The following is a 23,531-nucleotide window of genomic DNA, read 5'->3' as shown; positions in this document are numbered from 1 at the left end:
TCTTTCATATTCTTTGCAGGTCCAGATATATATCCTTCCGTAATGTTATATCTTTCATTAATATCATCTAGACTTACCCATATTTTATCAAATTTGACTGATGTCATAATTGTTCCAATCGATTTTAATTCTATATAGTTTTTGCCTTTAGCAGTAAGTAATTCGAAGTATTTCTTTTCCTCTTCTCTTAACTTCACTTCATATTTTAAATTTTCATCTACAATCATCTCTCCAATTAAGACATTTTTGCCAAATAGGTTCTTATGAAGATTTCCTTTAATTGAGATAACTGTCTGTTTCTCGAACTGGGATTCGTTTGAATAGATCGTACTATTATAGATCAGTTGCATAGGCTCTGGACGTTGATAATCATAAATAAGATAAACAACAGCAATAAGAACGATACAACTTATTATCCATATCTTTTTCATCTGATCACCACATTCATAATTTTTTCGAGCTGATTTCCGATAACGTTGGGGTATTCGCGACGTCCATTCCCCTTAGATAGCTCTTATCTTAGGGGAATGGATGTATCTACCTGATTATTCTTCTTCGAAAATACCTCTGGTAGATCAAGGGCCGAATGGCACGCAGCGCGAATATTGTGTTATCGGATGTTCATGCCTTCTCGAAATACTTACAAAATCATACCATATACTCCTGCTTCACCAAGAAAATCATTTCTTGTCAATCCTTCTTCTCCAAGTATTGTTCTGTAGTTTGTTATTGTCCCATCATGAGAAATAAAAATGACTCTATTATACTTATCTCCAATCCAATCTATTAATAACTTTGCATATCCTTCAAATAAGTCTTGTTCAATCCTATTAATTCCATCTCTCCAACAATCCAAATTAAGGTCTTGAACTTCTATATCCCTATATTGAGTTATAATTTCAGCTTTTGTATAGATTTGATCACAAACTAAAAAAGGAAAATCCGGATTTTGTGGGAACATTCTCGGACCAACAAGTGGGGTAATAATGAATCTATAATTACTTGTTAACATTAATGCAGTCTCAATGGTACGCTTAGTTGGACTTACAAGTATTAAGTCGTCAGAATAGAATGTCATTTGATCACGTAATTGAGTAATTTGCATCTTACCGTATTCTGTAAGGCCAGGGTGAGCTGTATTTAATCGATTGGGATAATCAAGTAAATGTTCTCCATGACCATGACGAATAAATACAATCTCCATTGAGCTACCTCCAGACAATGTATTGCATGAATTTCCGATAACGTTCAGATATTCACGACGTTCATTCCCCTTAGATAGCTCTTATCTTAGGGGAATGAATGTGTCCGCAGCCTATACTTCCTGAAAAACTTCTGCGGACCGAGATCCGAATGGATCGATGTGTGAATATGGTGTTATCGGAGGTTCTTACCTTCTTTGAATCACTATCAAACTATCTGTATAATACTCTATTTAAATAAGGAATTTTTTTAATTAAAAAGTGACTGGTCGAAAAACTTACTGCTATCCCCAATCCGATTACAATAATAAATTTGAAATATGCAGATACAGGAAGTGATTCAACGAGGTATTGTAATATTACAACAACCGGAACATGTATTACGTAAACAGTAAAAGCATTCAATGACAATGACTGCAATAAATTAATGGATTTATTTGCAATTCGTTGGAAAACGAATATTAATCCTACGCACATTCCCATACACAGGAATGTTTCAATGAAGGAATATTGCAAACTACCGAAATTCAATCCTCCAGGCTGAAAAGAAGTTACCTTCCTAGAATAAACTATAGCTGCAAGTACAAACCCAATAATAATCCATATTATTCCTACGAATCTAGGAATCCGAACAATCCAATTATTTTTCGCAGCAGATAATCCTATTATAAAGAAACTTACATATTGAGGGACATGGGCGAATTCAGTTTGAATAAACCCGAGAAATCCAATCCAATGATCAATAGGATACCAAATGCGTATTACAAATGTTGCCAACGCAACAAAAGCAGTGAAGAGTAAAATTACAAAGAAACTCGGAAATGGTTTATGTACGTATTGTTTTGTATGCCTCGGATTCAACAAATACGTTTTTACAAACGTAAAAATAATTACATAAATCAGTAGATGTTGAAGAAACCATAAGTGTCCGAAATTAATCACTGGCCAAGAAAATGGTATTAGCATAACGAATCCGATTATTAGAGGAATACCCAAATGAATAAATCGCTCTCTTAAAAAGCTCCCTAAGCCTCTCTTTTCAAGGGACGCTGGAACAAAATACGCTGATATTAAGAAAAATAGACTCATGAAAAATGCAGCATTTACAGCAAAAAAAGCACCTAAACCCGGTGAATCATCCGTTGTAAAATACCACCATCCGTTTGATCCTCCATAAGGTTGTCCAGCATGATGTGACACAACCAGCATAATTAAAAACACTTTCAAATTATCCAGGAAGTTGATGCGATTTTTCAGCGTCATGTCGAGAATTGCTCCTTTGATTTATAGATTTTATTTTTTGTAAGAATTTCCGATAACGTTTGGCATTCCTGACGTTCAAATAGCTTAAGTGACCAAAGGGAACGGGTCGTCAGACTTAGCTGGTTGAATGTATCGCCTGAATTAACTTCTCTGATATCCCTCTTGGCGATCAAGGGCGAATGCCCGCAGTAGGAATGCTGTGTTATCGGATGTTCCCAGCTTCTCTGAGTTCACTATCATTGTTCCTCAAATTCTATTGTCATTTCTATTATTGATTCTTCATCTTCTCCTATAATCTCCACACTTATTTCTCTTACAAGCTCTTCAAAATTTTCATTCAACGTCTTGAAATTTCTAACCACTCTTATCATTTCTTCATTAATGGCTATATGTCCTACTGTCATATGAGGTAAATAATCTGTTATGTTTAAAAATTCTGGTTTGTGTTGTTCTAAAATTCCTCTATATAGCCTGGTATGTATTTCAACTATTTCTTCTTTACCTTCCAATACGTTCAAAAAAAGATACCCGCCGTCCTCTCCACTAATGCCCTTCATCTTTAGTTTAAATGGTCTTATTCCTTTTAGTTCACTCACAATATGTTCTTTTAATTGCTCCTTTGAAAAATCACTATGGAAAGGGAATACAAGAGAAATATGAGGTTCAACTAGGTTATACATGGGATCATTTTGTTTTCTGATCTCTTCAATAATTCCTATGTTTTGAAATTTAGGGAATATCATTATACATCTTTGAACCATATCTTCACGACCTTTAAGCTTTCTGGGAATTTCCGATAACGTTTGGCATTCCTGACGTTCAGGCAGCTTAAGTGACCAAAGGGAAAGGGTCGTCAGACTTAGCTGGTTGAATGTATCGCCTGAATCTGCTTCTCTGATATCCCTCTTGGCGATCAAGGGCGAATGCCCGCAGTAGGAATGTTGTGTTATAAGATGTTCCCGCCTTCGATGCAATCCAAACAAATTTATTAATTCTATTTTAAGTTGTTTGCTATTTTATAAAGATATTCCTTGTGCCTTTTATCGTCTTCTCCAGGTATTGGAGCTGAGAATAGCACTTTTAACGACTCATTAATTAATCCTTTCTCAAATGCTTCCTCCAAATATTTATATCCTCGTAATTTTAACGTTTTCTCAACTTCATTCTTTGTTAGCTCTTCTTCTTGATACAGCTTCCTACCTAATATCCAAAAAAATAATTGTCGTTTTATCTCTTTAGCAGAAAAGAAATTATCAATTGTATCGTATTGATTAGTTGTGATCTTATCGTGTTTCAATGCACTAATAATTAGACTTTCAAGTGCTATCATCGGTTTATTTTTGTATTCTTCAATGATTCTTAATAACAGTTCATTAGTCCATTCCTGACTGGAATAATGAGACCAAATAATATGTTCGATTGCATCATCTGGTAAATTCAGTAGATCTCTATGTTCTAAAATAAACGTTAATGATTCAAAGTGAAGTTGACTATTGAGCTGTAATTGATCTGAGGTAACCAACGTCATGAAAATATTATTTAATGTTTCAATGTCATTATTTATTATGAGTTGGTCAATTTGGAGACAGATCTCAGAGAATTCTAAGGATATGGTGATCTCTCCTCTCTTAAGGAACTTAACATGTTTAGCGGGGATTTCTTATAACGTTGCACATTCCTGACGTTCAAGCGGCTTAAGTGACCAATGGGAACGGGTCGTCAGACTTAGTCGGTTGAATGTGTCGCCTGAATCAACTTCTACGAAATCCCTCTTGGCGACCGAGGAGCGTCAGCGACGACGCAGGAATGTATTGTTGAGATGTCATCCGCTTCTACGAAAAATCCCCAAGTTCTACGTTTTTAGTTCCTTAAATATTCTTCTAAACGGTTTTTTACTTCTTGCCACTCGGAATTAATAATACTGTATATATTGGCATTCCTTATAAATCCATCATGTAATATTCTGTCTTGTCTTAAAACTCCTTCATGAGTTGCTCCAATTCTTCTTATAGCTTTATTCGATCGATCATTCCTTACATCGGCTTTAAACTGGACTCTTACTGCTTTGAATTCATCAAAACAGTATTTCAATAACGCATATTTACACTCCGTATTCACTCTGGTTCTCCATACTTCAGGTGAATACCATGTCCATCCAATTTCTAAATTTTTATTTAGTACTGATAAATTCAAAAATCTTGTACTCCCTACTAACCGATTTAGTTCTTTATCAAAGACCACAAAGGGATATTCATGTCCCAACTCCTTTGACTTTAAAGAACTTTTAATGAGCAGAATCATGTCTTCCAAAGTCTTTACTTCGTTGGGTAAATAAGTCCAAATACCTTCATGTTTTCCGCATTCGAATAATTCTTCTGCTTGACTCAGTTCAAGTGGATACAATTGAACTCGACTTCCATTTAACATTTTTGGGAAAGTCATATTCAACATTCCTTTCAGGTTTTTATATGTATTTGGATGATTTCTCATAACGTTGCGTATTTCTGATGTCCAAACAGCTTAAGGACCGTAGGTCCGGGTGGATTCGCCACTTAGCTGGTTGGATGTGTCGCCTGATTCCACTTCTCCGAAAATTCCTCTTGGTGACCAAGGAGCGAATGCGACGATGCAAAAATGCATTGTTATACGCTGCCCCTTCTTTTTCGATTCCACATCCATATATGTCTTGTGAGTTTTATGTATTTAATATGTCTTTATGTGTTTTATCTTTTGGTTCTATCTTTTGGTCCTATCAAATCCGTTTCCCCATAGGAAAGGTCCCCCCTCATTTACTCGCCTTCGGCAGTATGGACTTTGGTTTGTGTAGTAACTTCATCCAATGAACGCTAGCCTTATAAGAGGTTCGTGTTCCTCGGACCGGAGACTTGCCGACGGCTTCATTCAGATTCCTACTCACGTTGGATACCTTTGCCTTAAACTATGGCTTACTTCTACCTTCACCATTCGGGACTTATTCCTAGATATAGCATCCATGCTGAACGCACTATCATAATTTAAGGGGATTGTTGTTCTCCCTTTAATTCGCAATAGACAAATATGTATTAATGACATGCACAATACCAAAAAGTACTGTTGGTATAATAGCCAGATAATTATGAAGCCAAATCTCAGCCAATATAAAATATACTACCGGAAGAACGGCCATCCCAAAAAAAATAACCGAGTTTGCGTTGCCTGTAAAATACAATATCCATAGCCCATAATAAAAAATCAACATTATTGCCATACCAATTGTATACGGACATCGAATTTCAGATGCTTGTTTTCTTATAACAAATATCAGAAGAAAGAAAAATATCGCCTGACTTCCGTGCTCCAAAACATCTAAAATCAAATGGCTATTTGCATTGTTTCCTGATATATCTGACGCAGGAATTAAAAAATAAAATATATTTGGTATCATTGGCAATAAAAAGATTAATAGACCTTTCCATGAAAAACCAAAATAATAATTCATTTGATCCTCTCTTTCGCGTAATAGAAATATTCTTTAGTTTGTACTTTATTATGAATCCGCTTCTCCGATATTCCTCTTGATGACCAAGGAGCATAACTAACGATGTGGGAATTTATTGTTTTAGGGTACACCTTCTAATATTCCGTTCATCCTGGTTTTCAACTGCTACTTTGTAAATGTATTCTTTCACCTATATTTATTATTTGTTGTTAATTTGATTCATGGTTTAACATTCTCAAGGGGTTGCGTATAACGTTTGGAATTCCTGACGTTCAAGCGGCTTAAGTGACCAAAGGGAACGGGTCGTCAGACTTAGCCGGTCGAATGTGTCGCCTGAATAAGCTCCTTCGATATCCCTCTTGGCGACCAAGGAGCGCTAACGACGACGCAAAAATGTAATGTTATACGCTGTACCCCCTTCTTGAGAAACTTAAAAATTTAATTTTCTTTGTATTTCATGACCTTCTTCTTCAAGTATATGAATTGTTTGATCAATTTTCTCAGATTTCACTAGTTAATAGTCAGTATCAAAAGTAGATATCGCAAAAACACTTATTTTGTGCTCTGCTAAAGGTTTTGCTAACGTATATAATATTCCTGTTAGGTTAAAATCAAGTTGTCCTTCGACCTTAAGACAATTCCAAGGTCTTTCCACATATAGTAACCCTTCTTCTGGTATCTTGTTCTCCTTACACACTATTGATAATTCATCTGATGTATATGTGATTGACAATAATTCAACTTCTGAATCAATTGCCCATTCTGGGATTCCTTGCTTTGGTTCAAGTTTTACTATCCCATACTTCTCATCTAACAAAATTAGTTTCATAGAGACACCCCTGATTTTTTGTAGTTTTTTTGTCTTTGAGGGTATTGCGTATAACGTTTGACATTCCTGACGTTCAAGCAGCTTAAGGACCGTAGGTCCGGGTCGCTAGACTTAGCTGATTCAATGTATCGCCTGAATTAACTTCTCTGAAATTCCCCCTTGGCGATCAAGGGCGAATGCCCGCAGTAGGAATGCTCTGTTATCGGATGTCAATGCCTTCCTCGAATAAACTTGCGTTAATTGAATGCTTATGACAGTCAGCAATTAAAGGATAGGGTCGTAAATACCATCAAAACAAAAATGGTATTCATTGTCGATTCGGATATAGCCAAGAATGCAATGATTTCTATTCCTTCGAAAAACGCTGGAATAGTTCTCGTTATCCCTGTTCCCTTCTGCAACCAGTATTTCTTGGTCCTCGCACGCAAGTACAATTCCTATATGGTCGTGCGAGTCATCTGATAAGAGTTTTTCATAAATAACGATATCACCGCGTTCGGGTTTGAAATTTTCCTCTCCATCATAATGAAAAAATCCAGTTTCAGGTAGTTTCGTCCATTCCAACATTGCGCCTACACCAGCTAATCGATGATTTCCATTCGGGTAACGTATTGGGAGTGAAATTCCGGATAACATGCAGCAATGGTAAACAAATGCTGCGCACCAACTGCCTTGGAGCACTTTATATATATCGGGATCCGGCCAATATTGGCAAATTTCACGGTATCGTTTGTCCCCCGGAATGCCAAAAATGTTCTGTCCTGCTAGCTCTTCCGAAATGTCGGCTAACAATTGACGTTTGTCTTTAGCGTTGCTGTGAATATTACTTTTTTGGGTTGTTACCTCATCCACTAGGTAATCGACTTGGATTGATAATTCATCTAACACATTTGAAAGTCTTCGCGCATCCAACTGGGATACGGCTTTGTTCATATTCTGAAAATACTTATGAAGTACAACGGCATCTTTGATTATTTCATCATATGGGCCATGGGCTTGTCTTATCTGATCCTGATAGAATATTGCCCGCAGAATTGTAAGTTGTTCTTCCTTTGAAAAAATACCCAAGTTTCTTATAATAGGTCTTACGGCCTCTGCGCTATTAATGCCAGGATAAAGAATAATACCGGTTTTATAAAAATAAAATTGATGAAGCAAACCTGCGATTGCGGCAATCTCCGTCTCTAGTCCTCTCTTCATCGCAAGCATCGATGCAAAAGATGACACCCCATAAAGTCGTACAGCAGCTTCCTGTTTTTTAATAGAACTGTCCATGTTGAATATCATTTCATTTACAAGTATACGGATACTATCAATCCGTGATTTCACAATTTTCAGAGATCATCCCACCCTCCCTAGACTTGGTCTGCTTCACGAAATTGCGCATTAATTCAATTATGGTCTTTATTTGCATTGATTTCCGATAACGTTTGGCATTCCTGACGTTCAAGCAGCTTAAGGACCGTAGGTCCGGGTCGTCAGACTTAGCTGGTTGAATGTATCACCTGAATAAACTCCTTGAAAATCCTTCTAGCGATCAAGGGCGAATGCCCGCAGTAGGAATGCAGTGTTATTCGATACATTCGACCTCTTGAAAAACTATTAAATATTACTTCGCACTAGGCTTATAAGCAATAATATTAACTACTCCCTTTCCTTTATATTTTTTCATTTCAAAAGTTTCGTTAAGTTGTTCGAGTATTTCAGGCAATTTGGTAACTCCAAATGTTCTAGTATCAAAATCTGGTTTTATTCTTTTAATAAATGATCCTGCCGCACTAACATTACACCAGCCATCTTCCTCATACTTTTCATGTGCTTTATGTAACAATGCAACTAATTCAGTTAATGCTTCATTTGACTCATGATTTTTAGAGTTTTCAATTATGTTTTCAGTTTTTACATCTCCTAGATTTTTTGTCAAAATAAATTCATCACAAGCATTCCTAAAAGATGTTGGCGTCTTATCTTCACCGACCCCAATAACAAATATTTCTGCTTCTTTCAACCTTGTTGCAAGTTTTGTGAAATCACTGTCACTCGAAATAATAACAAAAGCATCATATTTATTGGTATACAGCAAGTCCATTGCATCAATTATCATAGCTGAATCTGTTGCATTTTTACCTGTTGTGTAAGCGAATTGTTGAACTGGTTGTATTGCCAGTTCATTCAAATCATTCTTCCAATTTTTTAATGTATCTAGCGACCAATCTCCATATGCTCTTTTTGTAATAATATGTCCTTTAGTTGACACCTCTTCAAGTATATATTTTAATTTCTTCTTCTGTGAATTATCAGCATCAATAAGAACAGCAATTTTCTTCAAATTATCAATATCTCTCATTTCAATCCCCCATGTATCAATATTTAACTACTTAAATTATGAGCTTATTGTTAATTATTTACGAATGTTTCGGATAACGTTTGGGCATTCCTGACGTTCGAGCAGCTTAAGTGACCATAGGGAACGGGTCGCCAGACTTAGCTGGTTGAATGTATCGCCTGAATATACTCCTTGAAAATCCTTCTAGCGATCAAGGGCGAATGCCCACAGTAGGAATGCTGTGTTATCAGATGTTCCTTGGCTCCTATGAATTACTTTCAAGAATATGTATTAACTCTGACAATACAATAATCGAATACTTAGGAATCCTTTCATCAATATTCCACTCGGCAAAACCTCTTAACCACACTGCTTCTAGACCTGCATTTTCAGCACCTATTATATCGTTGGTGGGCTGATCTCCTATGTATAACGCATCGCTAGTTGTTGTATATAAGGCTTCTAGTGATAATTCAAATATCTTCTTATCAGGTTTCTTAACTCCAACTTCATCAGAAATAATTATTGAATCGAAAAAGTGTCTAATATTCACTTGATCTATCTTTGCATTCTGTGCTCGAGTAGATCCATTAGTAATAATTCCAAGTTTAAGTTGTCTTGATTTAAGATACTGAAGTGTCTCTAGTGCATCTCGCATGAGTACTGAAGACTTCGAAAATTCTGAAAACCAGAATTCTAGTAATTCCTCCAAGGATGTGTCGCTTCTCTTCATAATTAGACTGGTTTTAAGTTCTTCATATAGTTCTTTTTTCTTTCGATATCCATCCATATCAGCTTTGATGATATATTCAATAATCTTGTTCTTATCTTGTCCATCCGGTATTTCAACAAAGCGAGATATGAACTTGTTGGTATACGATTTAAAAGCTTCTCTGCGGTTTAACAAAGTGTTGTCCAAATCAAATATCACTGTTTTGATCTTAATAAAAATCATCCTTTCAAGGAATTTCCGATAACGTTTGGCATTCCTGACGTTCAAGGAGCTTAAGTGACCAATGGGAACGGGTCGTCAAACTTAGCTGCTTGAATGTGTGGCCTGAATCCACTTCTCGGATCAAGGAGCGTCAGCGACGAAGCAGAAATGTTATGTTAGCAGATGTTGGGGCCTTCTTTGAGTTGCATAACTTCTTTCCCTTTCTTGCTTTTACTATCTCCATACCTTCATTCTTTCCTCTAAGTTTGATGTATGTAGTTCAAGTTGAGTTCCATCTGGATCCAAAAAATTGATTGACCACCCTGTACCACGCTTTATTTCTTCTCTTACTATATTTACATGATTATCTTGGAGGGATTTTACCGCTTCTTTGAAATGCTCCTCTGGAATATAAAATGCAACATGATCTACTCCTGCTTGTCTCTCTGAATGCTCACTGTAACTATCTCGTTCAATCAAACAAATCCATGCACTTCCCCATTCTAAATATGCATCCTTGTTCCCTTTGTGCCTTATATTTAGGCCAAGAACAACTTTATAAAAGTTTATTGATATTTCGAGATTTCTAACGTTTATTGTTACGTGATTGAATCCTTGAACTTTCATTTTATTTTCCTCTCTGAGATTACTTGAACAAGGATACTATTTCTTATGTTTAACTTGTAGTGCCCCAATTTCTGATAACGTTCGACATTCCTGACGTTCAAGCGGCTTAAGGACCGTAGGTCCGGGTGGCTCTGCCACTTAGTCGGTTGGATGTGTCGCCTGCATCCACTTCCTTGAGATCCATCTTGGCGACTTAGGAGCGTCAGCGACGACACTGGAATGCTATATATGTTGTTAGCCAAAGGAAGTTCTGGAAGCAGCCATTGTATTTAAGGCATTCTCAACATAGCTATATACTTCATCTGCAATTCCCAGAAACTCTTCAACAAGTACATGACTATCCAAGTAACAAGCATACAGATAATCAACTAAAGCGGAGTCAATCTCGCAATAGTCTAATATGGCATTCTTCATCTTAATAATGTCATCTTGCCATACACCTGTATCTACTAAAACCAAAGAGTATAATGCACGAATTAATCTCTTAGAATAACCTTTAATATATCTAGTTTTCATTGTGTTATCACTAGCATTAGAAAGTAAACTATGCATACGATCTACTTCCTGCTTGGTCTCTGTATTTAAGTCTAAAATGAACTCTGGAGAAGTAATTATCGGTGGCACTTTTTCACCAACGTCATGACCATGTATGCAAACACAAATTATCTTAATCCAAAAACCCCACTCATTCGGTTTACTTAATACATCATCAATCGAGCAAATTATCGTATCAATCTTAGTTACTACTGGATATTCTTCCAAAAGCTTGTCTTTAATATTTGACAATCTTTCGTAATCAATAACTTTGGGATTTACACATACAATAGTAAAGTCTGCATCTGACTTAAAAGGTTTAGCAGTTCCTTTTGGAATCGAGCCACACATATAAATGCTATGAATCTTACCTTTAAATTCGGTAAGTATATTATCTATATACTTATCAACAAAATCCTTATATTCACTTTGTATTACAATTCTATTTATAACTTTTTCTAATATCATATAGACTCCTCCTAAACATGTAAGAACTTCTTTCGGCTAACGTTCTTGAATTCTCGACGTCCGACGGAGTAGGATGTGTCCGGCTGAATCTGCTACCTGACTTCTCAACTTCGGACCTTCATATGCCCTTATCCGATCTTGACCTTAGATGCTTCTGGCTTTGAGGGTTTACCCATATGTTCTTGACCTAGGAAGTTTCGGCGTCACGGTAGAAACGCCAGTTACCTGACGTCCCCCGCACAGATCCCGGCGTGCGGAATTACCGCACCGGGCTCTTCAAGAACACTCGCTTTTGTACGTCAGCATTAGAAATCCATAGACGTTTCCAAATCGGTGTGTCTGATTTCTTCTTGCTTTCCTTGCTATTCCTTGCAGTGAGGTTTGCCTATGGTGTTCCAGTCCTACATGTCCGGCATAGGTTTCCTTTACAAGCTTCATGTTCTTGTCCATCCCTTCCCCATGTGATCGGCTCTCCCGATCTCGGAGTACTATGAATGGATCCGACTCCCTAATCGCCATCAGCTTTCCTCTTTTTCGATTGTCCAGCCTACCTACTCATTGGAGTAGGAGCGATTAGGGACCTCCCAAGTTCCTGGCTCATCTCTCCATGCATGCCACGTGCTTTGACCCCGACAGACCCTCCAGAACCTTACCTTCATTCTAAGTAGATTCGCATTGCGAGTCTTCTTTTTACGGTTCCTTTGCTTGGACTTCCGTGACGTTAAACACGTTGTCGTCTGTTCTTTGTTTGGTTTCCCAAACTGCATTGACGAGGCTGAATATGCTTCAGGAGGTACATCTCCTTATGGCCTACATGGTTCTCTGTGTACACTTCACTTAGCAGTTACCTCTGTCAGCGCAACACTTGATAGGGGTAGTTGGTTAGACCTTGCCCCACAAGGACTTTCACCTTGTAAGATGCGCCAAACTTCTTGGCGTACTAACGTTTGGCATTCCTGACGTTCAAGCAGCTTAAGTGACCATAGGGAACGGGTCGTCAGACTTAGCTGGTTGAATGTGTCGCCTGAATTAACTTCTCCGAAATTCCTCTTGGCGACCGAGGAGCGAAGGCGACGATGTAGAAATGCTTTGTTAGCTGATGTCGACACTTCCTGAATCACTAACCAATGATTTAATACAATTCTTTCACTAAATAAATTAGCAGATCATCATCAACCATCACTGGTTGAAAAGGTTGTACTTGATTATTCTTATATGTCATTCCCTTTCCGTCCATCACATACCCACGCTTACCATACATTCTTTGAGCGTTACCATAATCAAGGTATAACCCAACTCCCAAACCTATAAATCTAGATGTTTTTGAAGCAATCAGCTCTAACTCATCAAATATTCTACTAGCTATCTTCTTTTTTCTATATTCAGGGAATACATTCAAGTCATTAATTTCTGGTATATTATCATTGCGAAAGTATGGATATTGTGAATTGTAAAGTATATGACAGCATCCTGCTAACGCATCCTCGTAAAACGCCATTAATGTTATTCGTTTACCTTCAAGGTTCTCTTCTAGACATTTATGAAAATAATCGCCTTGACTATACCATCTATATCGCTGTGAGAAATCATTATCTAATATATCAGCTTCAGCTATATTGGATAGCTGCTTTAATGTTATCATGTCTTTCATTTCCCACCTCTTTCTGTCGATTTCAGCTAACGTTTGGGTATTCGCGACGTCCATTCCCCTTAGATAGCTCTTATCTTAGGGGAATGGATGTATCTGCCTGAATTCTCTTCCTCGAAAATACTTCTGGCAGATCAAGGGCCGTATGACCCGCAGCGAGAATACAGTGTTAGACGGAGTCACCTTGAAATACTCTCAAAATCATTAAGTGTTTAGAACTTCCATATAAATATTTGCAAGTGATCTTAGAATTAATATGCTTTCATCAACATTATTGGTCTCTAAAGAATGATTTGCATTAGGAATTTTAACTATTCTTCTGTGATTGGATATTATAATTTTTTTTGCCATTTCTTCGTTAAACGAAACATCCTTTGTTCCATAAATTACAATACCTTCAGTTGAGTTAATATAATCAACTGTGTCTTTGATCGGGGTCAAATATATATGTTTAATAGGAATCCCAAGTCTTCTATGAACTTCTCCAGCAACTATGGTTCCTAAGCTCTTACTAATAAAAACAACTTGTTCATAATTATTTACTATACCATTTATTGATTCTTCGCTTTCTTCTAATACTCTAGGTAAGTCTTTATTATCCAAATCAGTTCTTGCAGCTTGATAGCCATATTCTAAAACCAGTAAGTCAAACCCACTTTGAATCGCAGAAGTTCCTGCATAATGTAAACTAGGCTTCTCACACGGATAGTTTTTTCCAGGAAAAAGAACAACTAACTTTGAATTTCCCTCTTTAATTTTATAATGTTTTTGTTTTAAATCCGTATTCCAAAACGACGATACCGTTATTAAATTTAAGATCAATTTTCTTCATCCTTTCATACCTCAGGTGATTTCGTCTAACGTTTGGCATTCCTGACGTTCAAGCGGCTTAAGGCACGAAGTGCCGGGTCGTTAGACTTAGCCGGTTGAATGTGTCGCCTGAATCCTCTTCATTGCAATTCCTCTGGGCGACCAAGGAGCGATAGCGACGAAGCAAGAATGTTCTGTTAGACGATGTTCATGCCTTCGTCGAATAACTCTACAACATTTATTTACTTTCAGTCCTTTGTTCTTGACTCGTTGTCACACTTAATCTGTTAGGATGTATTACTATGTACGAGTTTTTGCAAAATGGTACCCAGGTTTTCCAAACAGCCTCTAAATCACTAATCAATATTTTTCGGTTATAGAGTGTTTCATTGCAGTTTATTGTGTGTTTCAAGGAGTCTGCTAAATAAAAATAATCTCCTTCATACCCTATAACTGGTGCAAAGTGTAAATACCTCTTATCAGGAAAGACCCTAATGAACACGATAACCGGTATGCCCTGAGTTAATTGCTTTTTAAGCGTATATACATTTCCAGAATAATAAGAAACATCAAAACCCCGTTTCTTGAAAAATACGATTATACCTTTAGGGCTAATTGTTCCATCATATAGTTTTCGAGGATATTTTTTATAGAGTTCATTACCATCTGCTTCTTTCCCCAGATGTCTTAAAATAAATGCACTTGAAAATGCAGCACATTCATAATTATGCTGAATATCCATCCTGTTCGAAGTTTTAATACAATATGAATTGGGCAGATCACTAACATCGATTGAATCTCTTTTTGGAAATTTATAATAGTATGAAATTAGTACAAAAATAAATACTATGACTAGTAGCGAATTAATAATAATCCCCATTGTTCCTCCTGCGACTATGCTTTTCAATTTTTAAATAATAAAAAAAAAAGGCTGCCTTCCATAATTGGTTTTCAACTAAGCGGAATGGAATAAATAAAATCTTATTCGCATGAATGTCGTCTAACGTTCCCGCATTCACGACGTCCCAGCGCTTTAAGGTTCCGTAGGAACTGGCTGCCGCTTGCGGCAGTTAGGCGGTGGGATGTGTCTGCCTGAATCACTTCCCCGAAATGCCTCGGGCAGACCAAGGGTCGCTTGCGACCCGCAGCGTTGAATGCGATGTTATCGGATGTCAGCGACTTCTTCGAAAAACAATCAATGATCCGTTAATATCGTTTCTCGTTTGCTGTAAAGAACCATGCCTTCCTTGATTACATATTTAACCTTTCGAAGATTTTCTATATTAACAAGTGGATCTCCTTCAACTACAAATAAATCAGCCCTCTTACCGGTTTCGATGGTTCCGATTTCATGAGAAAGATTGCATATCTTGGCACCAACAGAAGTTGCCGATACAATAATTTGCATGGGTGTGAGGCCAGCTTCACCCAATAACCGGATTTCTTCCCATGGCATTCCTAGCCTATACCAAGGGGTCTCCTCTTCAATAAAATCATCTCCTAAACCGATTTCTCCACCTGCTTGGACAAATCTTCTAACATTGTCCAATCCTTGCTTTAATATGGGGGCACCAAATTTGTCCTGAAACATTTTCAGTACGGTAAGAGTTGGAACGATTCGTACGCTATTCTGAACCATTTGCTTGATTAAACCGTCATCCAGACGATCAAATATCATATGGGCAGCATCGTTAATCCCAGCATTTACTAGAATCTGAAGATTTTTAGCGTTGGTTACATGGGCAGATACATATGTTTCACTAGCATGGGCTTCTTGGCAGATAGCTTCAAGAATTTCCTGACTCAATTTAGGTAATCCGAACGTGCTGGGATCATACCCGTCTTCAAGGGCAGTTTTGATAAAATGAATGCCTTTAACTAACACCTCGCGAACCTTACTACTAGCTTCTTCTACACTTCCAACACCCATCGGCTCTTGCCCGCCGTATCCCCCAGGAGCCGAAAAAACCTTACCTGAAGTAAGGATTCTAGGATAAGAACTACCCGCAATTGCATCTGTATGTGCAATCACATCCTCAATAGTTGCGTTTGTCATCATCCCCTCATCCCGGATTGTGGTAATTCCCTCTTTAAGACAAGTTGCCAAATATTCTTTATGATACCCATGAATGGGCTCATTCTTTAAAAATTTGAAGCCGCAATGAGCGTGTGTGTGAATAAACCCCGGCATAATCACAAGACCATTCAGGTTCAAAACCTTCACGTCCTCATTTAAAGGATGAAAGTCCTGCTCTTGTGTAATAAAACCGATTCGGCCACCTACAATTTCGATTGTTGCATGATGAATGGGCGGCTGGCCTGTCCCATCGATTAAGGTTCCGTTTAAAAGTAACATTTTTTCACATTCCATGGATATAATCCCCACCCTAAGTTATTTGTTCCTCCATAGAATTATAAAGCCTCGATGGATAAATTTGGGATATATAATTTGTTTGCAAATCATTTTTTACACACTCCCGATTTTTGAATTTTTAGATCTATTTCTTTTTCGCTAATTTCCTATAACGTATCCGCATCTGCGACGCGACCCGGCCTTAGATAGCTTTTATCTTAGGCCGGGTCGTGTGTTGTCTGAGTTCACTTCCATGATTACACTCCCGACAACCAAGGGGCGAATGCCCCGCAGCGCAGATGCTTTGTTATAGGATGTCAGCGTCTTCTTCGAATTTACTTAAGTTATTGTTTAACCAGGTTTCTAATTCCGAAACCATTTCTTCATATTGGTTTAGAGCATTTATTGTTCCAGTTACCTGTAATGTCCCCATTTCCTGTTCATTTTCGTCCGTGCATTCAATCCGTAACGATCGTTTAAGACTATATTCCAGCCAGTCTAATTTGCTTAAATAACCGTGTTCTAAAATATTTCTCCAATCAGCATCAATAATTCCAATACTTTTTTGATATTCATCAATAAAGGCTAAAAATTTTTCCTCGTCTATACTCCCTAATTCATTCACAGACCAGTAAATTGCCGTTTCAATCAAATCGTGTTTTGGATTAATAAACCCGGCTGATTCCCAATCAATTATTATTGGATTTTCTTGAAACCACATAACATTCTTGGGTTCTAAATCTCTGTGGCCGATAACCATTTCTGATGCTAACATTCTGTAAGATCTCTTTGCTTTATCGCTCCAAACAAATAACTGTTCAATGTTTTCGTGTAACAGCTTCACCCAAACAGAATTGATCTCTTTCCCTTTACTTAAGTAAAAATTCCAATCTGATTCTTTCGTATTATCAAAATAATTATCATTATTTTCTATTTGAGAGAAATCTGTCTTATGAATTCCAGCAAGAATTGATGCAATTTTCTTACAATGAGTTAAATTAATTTGATCAGATTTAAGGGTATATCCTTCGATCCAATCAAAAACAAGGTAAAATTGATCGTCTATGCTCTGAATAAACTTACCATCAATCGTTTTTGCTGGTTGAACAGGTGAACTATTGTATGCAATAGTTGCGATCCTTTCAGATTGTATATAATTATGTAGGGCTGTCGGTCTTGCCATAATTTGTGGATTTAAAGCTTTTACAGCATATTTCCCTTTGGTTGTTTCTATTGCAAACATCCTATGTAATAGCCCTCCCGAAATAATTTCTGGTGTTTTTATTATTTCACCAAGTTTTAATGTGTCGCACAATTTTTCGAATTGTAAATTATATTGATGATTCATTTGATATGTTCCTTTCACTTTTTCTTTTTTTGTTTTACGCTGATTTCCGATAAATCCTAATCTACGAACTCGTTTATCCTACCGATACATCTGAATATATGAATTCGTTTATCTCCCAACACAGAAGCTATAGACGAAGCCTTTTTAGCGTTACCCTAAATTATACCATCTAGTGAATGCTAAGAATAGTGGCCTCCTTCATTGTCCATTGAATATCCACTAAAATTAGTAGTTTCTGCATTTCCCGATAGCCACTCCCTTCTTTTGTGACACTTCGTTGGGCACTCCAACTTCTTGCATACACGTCGCCTTTTACCGCTATCATAATCCTAAAGGAAATCAGCAACGCTATTCTAGTGAAAAACAACATTATGAAATTGTAGCGAAAATGGATGCTTCTATATGGGGACAAGAAGAACCGGCTAACGACGTCCTTTTGCAAGCATTTAGACTTCCGATCTAGCGATACTCCATATCACTTTGAGGCAGCCGTAGTATCAGGATTGGGTATTGCCATACTGCCACGATGGTTGTGAATATTTTCAAACAATCATTACTTACCGCACATGATGATCTGACAACAGATTAATATTTAGCCCAAGAAAAAACCCAGTATGTATCATACTGAGTCGGATACTACATATTTCAAAGTCAGTAACTTCTATAATTCGCGTGGTGAGTGCTCTTCTCATCGGGGCAACATCCAACGGGAGGTCCCAGAATGACCGATTCTCGGATAGGTGCTACAGCCTTCGCATAATCCTGCTCGTTGATACAATACGCTCGTTGCATCACTTCCTTCGGTATACACCGTAAGAAATCCGACCCATACACGATATCAGGCGTAGGCTGATCGAAGATCGTCAAGAGATGAGTATGATCGCACTCCGCAATTATCCAATGGAACCACCCTTTAGGAAATAGCGATACTTGTCCTGGCTTTAAGTGATAGGTCATCAGCCTTTGTGTGAACGGATCAAAAACAGATGTAATGACTTCGCCGCTAATGACAAAAACCGTCTCATTTACATTGGTATGCCAATGCGGGTTGACTATAATCCCTTTGCTCAAATGGACGTTAAATAAACCGGTCTTAATCGCGGGTAGTTGCTCCCCGAATAACTGGGTAATATAATTGTGTGGATCCCGCTTATAATTGAGTACTTGATTAGAATCCGCCGCTAAGCATAAGTTAGGTGATTGCAAAACTGCATCGATCATAATATTGTGTCCTCCTTCATGGGTAAATGCCTAATGTAATGTATGCCCAAGGAGGGATTATGGTACTTATCAGTGATCGTAATCCCCAATATCTCAGCTAAATAGCTTTCCAAATAAGTGAATTTCAATCAATCATTTAATTGAATATTCATTTTTTTCTTATGCATTAAAATGTAAATCAAATAGCTTCCATATACCAAATATATAATATTTAATATAGATACAACTAACACTTCTTTATCTACAATCACACTATTCGTCATTTGAGCAAGCGCATCAAACAAGAAATGAAATACGATTAGTGGAATAATATTACCTGTCGTTTCTATAAGCAGTGCAAGAATAAAACCGATAAGAAGTGCGTTGATAATTTGTAATATAATATGTATGAGGTCACTTCCGTTTAGCGCATTAGCCATATGTAGAATACCGAAGAAGATAGAAGAAAATACGATGTAAAATACAGGACCTTTGGACTGTAATCTTTCTCTAATTATTCCTCTAAAAATCGATTCCTCCGTATAACCTACGAGTAGAGAAAAAACAAGAATAAGTATAATTTCAGTTACTGTCAGCTCTAAATTGAGCCCACCCATGATCGGCTGAATGAGCACAATAATCAGCAATGGAATATAATAAAGCGTTACTTTATCTTTACGGATATCCAGCTTTTTAAATCCAAATATACCAAACGAGCGGTCCCTCTTCCTCATGTATACGGTAACAATTACCGCCATTACGAAAAATGCACACATTTGGGCAACCATGATACCCATGTCTTTAAATCCCAGTATCGTTGCTACAGCAGATGCTACAGCAATCAATAACGTCAGCACAACTCCTAGCATAATTGAAAATAAAATAGGATGTTCTTTACGTACTTTCCCTTCCATTATTCCCTCTCCTCTTCCATCAAATTCTATCACTACGTCATTTTACATATAATTCAGAAATTCATCAACCTTTATCTTCCAATCAATTCAATTGTAGATATTCTCATTCTCCACATTAAATGATACAATGATACTGATTCTCATTATCTATTGAAGGGTGATTATGTTGAATACTAAAGTAGCCGATTATAAGAATATGCCCGGTCACTGGGTTCTCGCCGGTCTAGGTAAGAAAGTGCTCCGTCCAGGTGGACTAGAAATGACACGAAAAATGCTAGCAGATTTGAATATTGGTAAACAAGATTCCGTTGTAGAGTTTGCCCCTGGGCTTGGTATAACCGCGCAAATGACATTAAAGGCGCAACCAATGCAGTATACTGCTATTGAGCAAAATGAAGATGCCGCCAAAGTGGTACGCAGCTATCTCCATGGGGATAACCGGAACGTCATCATCGCTAATGCTGAACATGTCCCTCTTCCCGATGGTTCTGCAACCGTTATCTATGGTGAAGCCATGCTTACCATGCAGACTCCTGCACAGAAATCACGTATTATTTCTGAAGCAAAGCGGATTCTGAAACCGGGCGGTCGATATGGCATTCACGAAATGAATCTCACACCTGTAGATATTGATGAAGCGAAGAAAAAGGAAGTGCGTCAAGATCTTGCTAAAGCCATTCGTGTTAATGCCTCACCACTAACTTCGGATGAGTGGCAACAATTGCTGACTAGCCATGGTTTCAAGATTATATCCGTACATACCGCACCTATGCATTTACTTCATATGCGTAGACTGTTTCAAGATGAAGGCTGGAAAGGTGTTCTAACAATAACAAGTAATATTATATTAAATAAGCAGGCTCGACAACGAGTTCTTACGATGCGTAATCAATTTATTAAACATGCTGAGCATATTCAAGGTATTAGTATTATCGCTGAGTTGTTACCTAAGGAGCATATTTCATGAAGACATTCTATGAAGTTCTAACTCCCTATTATGATGAAATATTTGCTGTAAACGATAAGCAAATTAGCTTCCTATCCTCCTGCTTCCCCTTATCATCACAGTTGTTAGATATCGGGGCAGGAACTGGAAATACAGCAATTGCCTTAGCAGAGCTAGGCTATCAACTAACAGCATCAGAGCCTGAACCTAGCATGACAATCAGAATAAAGGATAAGCTAGATCATAACAAACAATTTCAAGTCAACGTGTCCCAACACAATATGCAACAAATCGCTCAATTCAACGAATCTTTCGATGGCATCTATTGTATTGGGAATACATTGCCCCATCTTCATGATCTTGATGAAATACGTTCTTTTCTGCAATCAAGTTATGACAAACTTAATGAACACGGAACGTTAGTCATCCAGACTGTTAATTTCGACAAGGTCCTTCACCAGCAAGAGTATGTCTTCCCTATTATTGAAAAAGAATCATTTACATTTACACGTCAGTATAATCTTCATGGAGATAAAGTGATGTTTACTACTATCCTAAAAGATCAATCAACCACTTATTCTAATACACTCCCTCTTTACCCTGTTACCTCAAAACAGCTCGAAGATGAACTTCACAAATGTGGCTTTCATTCCATATCTGCATTTGGTAACTACGCTAAGTCACCTTTCAATATTGAATCACCTGCTCTTATACTTACAGCTAGCAAATAAGCATACAACAAAGAGCGCCACATATGGCGCTCTTTGTTATATGCATGAATCTCATGCGGGTAAGATGGGATCACCTCACAAAGATCTCTCCATCTGCCTTATGACTTCCCTTTTCCAACTGCGAGCCCAACAATCATAATCACCAGTACCAACAGTTGCATGAGCTGTTCTACGGTCATATCCGTCCGCCTCCATCTTATACAGGATGGCTCTTTCGGACGGTTTCCCTCTCCCTAATTCCCGGACGTTCCCCCTAACATATATATTCACTTGGATAAGTGATTATGTCATCGATTCCTTATTTCAAGAAATTTTTCACGCGGTTAATATATTTCTTTTTATGAGAATAGCCTTGATAAAGTCTCCTATTCACTGTATTGGAATCACCGAAGAAGAATCGCTCATATAGTTCCTGCCGCCCCCCGAAGCCACTTACGCTAAGTTCCCATGCTAATCTAAATAACTGCACCTTATCTTTCGCAGCACGATCATTCCCTTTGAGATAAGTGTCTAAATAAGGCCTCAACTCTGTATTGAAGTCCGATTCTGATGGAATCATAATTACTCCACTAGCCCCTATAAGCTGAATAATGTCCATCATACGTGGATATATTTTGGGAAAGATTACGTTTGCGGTCCATAGAGCATTTCGATCCGGAAGCACACTTCCCCAACGATCAACGACTGCATTGAGTTCAGAGGCAATAAGTAGAGATTTTAACGTCTCCACATGAACGATGATTTCGGATACTTTCTCAATAATATGTGGGTTTGTTCCTATATCAAGTGATTCTACCATCTGCAGTACGACACCTAATATAAACTCTGCTTTAGCAATATACCTACATAGTACCTGGTGAGCTGTATGCGTATGAAATCCACTCTCACTGAATAATCGTTGTGATAACGAATCGTTACCTGCCACAAATACACGATGCCACGGAACAAGCACATGATCAAATACGATCAGTGTATCCATTTCTTCGAAACGTGAGCTTAAAGGATAATCAAAGGACGAATCACCCCCAACCATGCTTTCCCGACAGATCCACTTCATTCCTGGTAAATGATTTGGCACAGCAAAGACAAAAGTATTCGGATTATTCTTTTCTTGAAGATGAGTTGCAACAGGTGGATGAACCCATATTTCGTCAGCCGTTACCCCTTGTGTAGCTAATAGAAATGCACCACTAACAACAATTCCATCCTTATTTCGATCTACAATCTTGGCTGCTGATGTATCAAAAGATCCGTCATCCATCAATCGGACCACTCTACTAGCCTGTGGCTGCACAAAAACATGAGAAAGCGTCACATCATTCTCGCGGCAATACTCATAATAGTTCCTTAGATTATGTTCATATTCTGGTGAATCCTCTGACAGCAGCTTCGCGCTTGCATGAAATGCCATTAGAGCTGTATTCATGTAGTCAGGAGAACGTCCCATCAGCCCATGATGCCGTTCACCCCATAATGACATCATAACTCGGCGTTTAGCCACATCATGTTTACTCTTTGGTTGCAGATAGGACATTCCCACCCGATTGCCTGTTATTGGTGAGGTATAGCTCATTCTGTCTATATACTCCAGCTCATTCTGCATATCGTATAAAGAAGCTTGTGTGCGTATTAGACCACGGAAAGCCTTATGATTCGATAATCTACCCGAAAGTTTCTCACCGCGAAACCAGACCTCGGGTTTGGATTGATCGATTTGCTTCATATATTGTGAGCCGTTCTTCATACCCATGTGTCTAACCACCTTCTAGGCTTTGTATAACTACAGCATATTCTTTTTCCCTTCGGTGAGAAACAGGCATGCGCCTATTATTCTCCAAACACTTTTCAAATCTATAGCTTTCATAAACCCTCAGGTGTACAATTTCAATAATGAATTGAAGTAACCTTTACTTGGGAGAG

Annotated in this window: 25 protein-coding genes; 2 read left to right on the top strand and 23 right to left on the bottom strand. The window is 37.8% G+C overall.

What is annotated here, in order from left to right; translation table 11 throughout:
- The 22 genes from AC1TO9_RS03975 to AC1TO9_RS03870 all read right to left on the bottom strand — a co-directional run.
- The coding region (locus tag AC1TO9_RS03975) for a hypothetical protein (RefSeq protein WP_482058383.1) at positions 1–431 on the bottom strand (431 nt) is incomplete at its 3' end.
- A 209-nt stretch (positions 432–640) separates the two neighbouring features.
- A complete protein-coding gene (locus AC1TO9_RS03970) occupies positions 641–1,204 on the bottom strand; it encodes a phosphoglycerate mutase family protein (protein ID WP_482057937.1) in 564 nt (187 codons plus the stop codon).
- A 211-nt stretch (positions 1,205–1,415) separates the two neighbouring features.
- Positions 1,416–2,465, bottom strand: coding sequence for an acyltransferase family protein (locus AC1TO9_RS03965; RefSeq protein WP_482058382.1), 1,050 nt, complete (start codon positions 2,463–2,465; stop codon positions 1,416–1,418).
- A 236-nt stretch (positions 2,466–2,701) separates the two neighbouring features.
- On the bottom strand, positions 2,702–3,382 hold the full coding sequence (locus tag AC1TO9_RS03960; RefSeq protein WP_482057938.1) for a 2'-5' RNA ligase family protein: 681 nt from the start codon (positions 3,380–3,382) through the stop codon (positions 2,702–2,704).
- Between the two features lie 77 nt (positions 3,383–3,459).
- Positions 3,460–3,993 (bottom strand): hypothetical protein, encoded by a 534-nt coding sequence (locus tag AC1TO9_RS03955; RefSeq protein WP_482058381.1) that lies wholly within the window; start codon positions 3,991–3,993, stop codon positions 3,460–3,462.
- A 332-nt stretch (positions 3,994–4,325) separates the two neighbouring features.
- Positions 4,326–4,916 (bottom strand): GNAT family N-acetyltransferase, encoded by a 591-nt coding sequence (locus AC1TO9_RS03950; RefSeq protein WP_482058380.1) that lies wholly within the window; start codon positions 4,914–4,916, stop codon positions 4,326–4,328.
- A gap of 586 nt (positions 4,917–5,502) precedes the next feature.
- Complete coding sequence (locus AC1TO9_RS03945; protein ID WP_482057941.1) at positions 5,503–5,943, bottom strand: hypothetical protein; 441 nt, start codon at positions 5,941–5,943, stop codon at positions 5,503–5,505.
- 514 nt (positions 5,944–6,457) lie between these two features.
- Positions 6,458–6,772 carry an ACT domain-containing protein gene (locus AC1TO9_RS03940; RefSeq protein WP_482058379.1) on the bottom strand — a complete coding sequence of 105 codons (315 nt, stop codon included), beginning with the start codon at positions 6,770–6,772 and terminating at the stop codon, positions 6,458–6,460.
- Between the two features lie 264 nt (positions 6,773–7,036).
- Positions 7,037–8,101, bottom strand: coding sequence for a CHAP domain-containing protein (locus AC1TO9_RS03935; RefSeq protein WP_482058378.1), 1,065 nt, complete (start codon positions 8,099–8,101; stop codon positions 7,037–7,039).
- A 280-nt stretch (positions 8,102–8,381) separates the two neighbouring features.
- On the bottom strand, positions 8,382–9,119 hold the full coding sequence (locus AC1TO9_RS03930; protein ID WP_482057945.1) for an NYN domain-containing protein: 738 nt from the start codon (positions 9,117–9,119) through the stop codon (positions 8,382–8,384).
- A gap of 244 nt (positions 9,120–9,363) precedes the next feature.
- The gene (locus AC1TO9_RS03925; RefSeq protein ID WP_482058377.1) at positions 9,364–10,029 is read right to left on the bottom strand and encodes an HAD family hydrolase; all 666 of its coding nucleotides are present in this window, start codon (positions 10,027–10,029) and stop codon (positions 9,364–9,366) included.
- Between the two features lie 237 nt (positions 10,030–10,266).
- Positions 10,267–10,659, bottom strand: a complete 393-nt coding sequence (locus tag AC1TO9_RS03920; RefSeq protein ID WP_482058376.1) for a VOC family protein — start codon at positions 10,657–10,659, stop codon at positions 10,267–10,269.
- Positions 10,660–10,893: 234 nt separating this feature from the next.
- Positions 10,894–11,661, bottom strand: a complete 768-nt coding sequence (locus tag AC1TO9_RS03915; protein ID WP_482058375.1) for a nucleotidyltransferase domain-containing protein — start codon at positions 11,659–11,661, stop codon at positions 10,894–10,896.
- Positions 11,662–11,937: 276 nt separating this feature from the next.
- A complete protein-coding gene (locus tag AC1TO9_RS03910; protein ID WP_482058374.1) occupies positions 11,938–12,180 on the bottom strand; it encodes a hypothetical protein in 243 nt (80 codons plus the stop codon).
- A 314-nt stretch (positions 12,181–12,494) separates the two neighbouring features.
- Positions 12,495–12,770, bottom strand: a complete 276-nt coding sequence (locus AC1TO9_RS03905) for a hypothetical protein (protein ID WP_482058373.1) — start codon at positions 12,768–12,770, stop codon at positions 12,495–12,497.
- Positions 12,771–12,793: 23 nt separating this feature from the next.
- Positions 12,794–13,312, bottom strand: coding sequence for a GNAT family N-acetyltransferase (locus AC1TO9_RS03900; RefSeq protein ID WP_482058372.1), 519 nt, complete (start codon positions 13,310–13,312; stop codon positions 12,794–12,796).
- A 201-nt stretch (positions 13,313–13,513) separates the two neighbouring features.
- Positions 13,514–14,131 (bottom strand): alpha/beta hydrolase, encoded by a 618-nt coding sequence (locus AC1TO9_RS03895; RefSeq protein ID WP_482058371.1) that lies wholly within the window; start codon positions 14,129–14,131, stop codon positions 13,514–13,516.
- A gap of 226 nt (positions 14,132–14,357) precedes the next feature.
- Complete coding sequence (locus AC1TO9_RS03890) at positions 14,358–14,999, bottom strand: C39 family peptidase (protein WP_482057961.1); 642 nt, start codon at positions 14,997–14,999, stop codon at positions 14,358–14,360.
- A gap of 315 nt (positions 15,000–15,314) precedes the next feature.
- Complete coding sequence (locus AC1TO9_RS03885) at positions 15,315–16,490, bottom strand: amidohydrolase family protein (RefSeq protein WP_482057962.1); 1,176 nt, start codon at positions 16,488–16,490, stop codon at positions 15,315–15,317.
- Between the two features lie 289 nt (positions 16,491–16,779).
- Positions 16,780–17,838 (bottom strand): phosphotransferase, encoded by a 1,059-nt coding sequence (locus tag AC1TO9_RS03880; RefSeq protein WP_482058370.1) that lies wholly within the window; start codon positions 17,836–17,838, stop codon positions 16,780–16,782.
- A 633-nt stretch (positions 17,839–18,471) separates the two neighbouring features.
- The gene (locus AC1TO9_RS03875) at positions 18,472–19,041 is read right to left on the bottom strand and encodes a cupin domain-containing protein (RefSeq protein ID WP_482058369.1); all 570 of its coding nucleotides are present in this window, start codon (positions 19,039–19,041) and stop codon (positions 18,472–18,474) included.
- A gap of 128 nt (positions 19,042–19,169) precedes the next feature.
- Entirely contained in the window at positions 19,170–19,934 is a 765-nt protein-coding gene (locus AC1TO9_RS03870) for a CPBP family intramembrane glutamic endopeptidase (protein WP_482058368.1), read from the bottom strand.
- Between the two features lie 163 nt (positions 19,935–20,097).
- Between AC1TO9_RS03870 and AC1TO9_RS03865 the strand changes: the two genes are divergently transcribed.
- Both AC1TO9_RS03865 and AC1TO9_RS03860 read left to right on the top strand, forming a co-directional pair.
- Entirely contained in the window at positions 20,098–20,901 is an 804-nt protein-coding gene (locus tag AC1TO9_RS03865; RefSeq protein ID WP_482058367.1) for a class I SAM-dependent methyltransferase, read from the top strand.
- Entirely contained in the window at positions 20,898–21,611 is a 714-nt protein-coding gene (locus tag AC1TO9_RS03860) for a class I SAM-dependent methyltransferase (RefSeq protein WP_482058366.1), read from the top strand. The genes AC1TO9_RS03865 and AC1TO9_RS03860 overlap by 4 nt, the downstream gene beginning before the upstream one ends.
- Positions 21,612–21,909: 298 nt before the next feature.
- Here the strand turns inward: AC1TO9_RS03860 and hpaB are convergent, their stop codons facing one another.
- Positions 21,910–23,361 carry a 4-hydroxyphenylacetate 3-monooxygenase, oxygenase component gene (gene hpaB, locus AC1TO9_RS03855; RefSeq protein ID WP_482058365.1) on the bottom strand — a complete coding sequence of 484 codons (1,452 nt, stop codon included), beginning with the start codon at positions 23,359–23,361 and terminating at the stop codon, positions 21,910–21,912.
- Between the last annotated feature and the right edge of the window lie 170 nt (positions 23,362–23,531).

This window comes from Paenibacillus sp. Y916 (assembly GCF_056786435.1).
The sequence above is the reverse complement of the archived record's forward strand: the minus strand, read 5'-3'. Positions and strand labels throughout refer to the sequence as shown.

Coding starts and splice junctions, on each gene's coding strand:
- AC1TO9_RS03860 (WP_482058366.1), top strand. CDS start 20,898: ATGAAGACATTCTATGAAGTTCTAACTCCCTATTATGATGAAATATTT.
- AC1TO9_RS03955 (WP_482058381.1), bottom strand. CDS start 3,993: ATGACGTTGGTTACCTCAGATCAATTACAGCTCAATAGTCAACTTCAC.
- AC1TO9_RS03945 (WP_482057941.1), bottom strand. CDS start 5,943: ATGAATTATTATTTTGGTTTTTCATGGAAAGGTCTATTAATCTTTTTA.
- AC1TO9_RS03870 (WP_482058368.1), bottom strand. CDS start 19,934: ATGGAAGGGAAAGTACGTAAAGAACATCCTATTTTATTTTCAATTATG.
- AC1TO9_RS03970 (WP_482057937.1), bottom strand. CDS start 1,204: ATGGAGATTGTATTTATTCGTCATGGTCATGGAGAACATTTACTTGAT.
- AC1TO9_RS03900 (WP_482058372.1), bottom strand. CDS start 13,312: ATGAAAGACATGATAACATTAAAGCAGCTATCCAATATAGCTGAAGCT.
- AC1TO9_RS03920 (WP_482058376.1), bottom strand. CDS start 10,659: ATGAAAGTTCAAGGATTCAATCACGTAACAATAAACGTTAGAAATCTC.
- AC1TO9_RS03865 (WP_482058367.1), top strand. CDS start 20,098: ATGTTGAATACTAAAGTAGCCGATTATAAGAATATGCCCGGTCACTGG.
- AC1TO9_RS03915 (WP_482058375.1), bottom strand. CDS start 11,661: ATGATATTAGAAAAAGTTATAAATAGAATTGTAATACAAAGTGAATAT.
- AC1TO9_RS03930 (WP_482057945.1), bottom strand. CDS start 9,119: ATGAGAGATATTGATAATTTGAAGAAAATTGCTGTTCTTATTGATGCT.
- hpaB (WP_482058365.1), bottom strand. CDS start 23,361: ATGGGTATGAAGAACGGCTCACAATATATGAAGCAAATCGATCAATCC.
- AC1TO9_RS03940 (WP_482058379.1), bottom strand. CDS start 6,772: ATGAAACTAATTTTGTTAGATGAGAAGTATGGGATAGTAAAACTTGAA.
- AC1TO9_RS03950 (WP_482058380.1), bottom strand. CDS start 4,916: ATGTTGAATATGACTTTCCCAAAAATGTTAAATGGAAGTCGAGTTCAA.
- AC1TO9_RS03890 (WP_482057961.1), bottom strand. CDS start 14,999: ATGGGGATTATTATTAATTCGCTACTAGTCATAGTATTTATTTTTGTA.
- AC1TO9_RS03875 (WP_482058369.1), bottom strand. CDS start 19,041: ATGATCGATGCAGTTTTGCAATCACCTAACTTATGCTTAGCGGCGGAT.
- AC1TO9_RS03965 (WP_482058382.1), bottom strand. CDS start 2,465: ATGACGCTGAAAAATCGCATCAACTTCCTGGATAATTTGAAAGTGTTT.
- AC1TO9_RS03885 (WP_482057962.1), bottom strand. CDS start 16,490: ATGGAATGTGAAAAAATGTTACTTTTAAACGGAACCTTAATCGATGGG.
- AC1TO9_RS03910 (WP_482058374.1), bottom strand. CDS start 12,180: ATGGCGATTAGGGAGTCGGATCCATTCATAGTACTCCGAGATCGGGAG.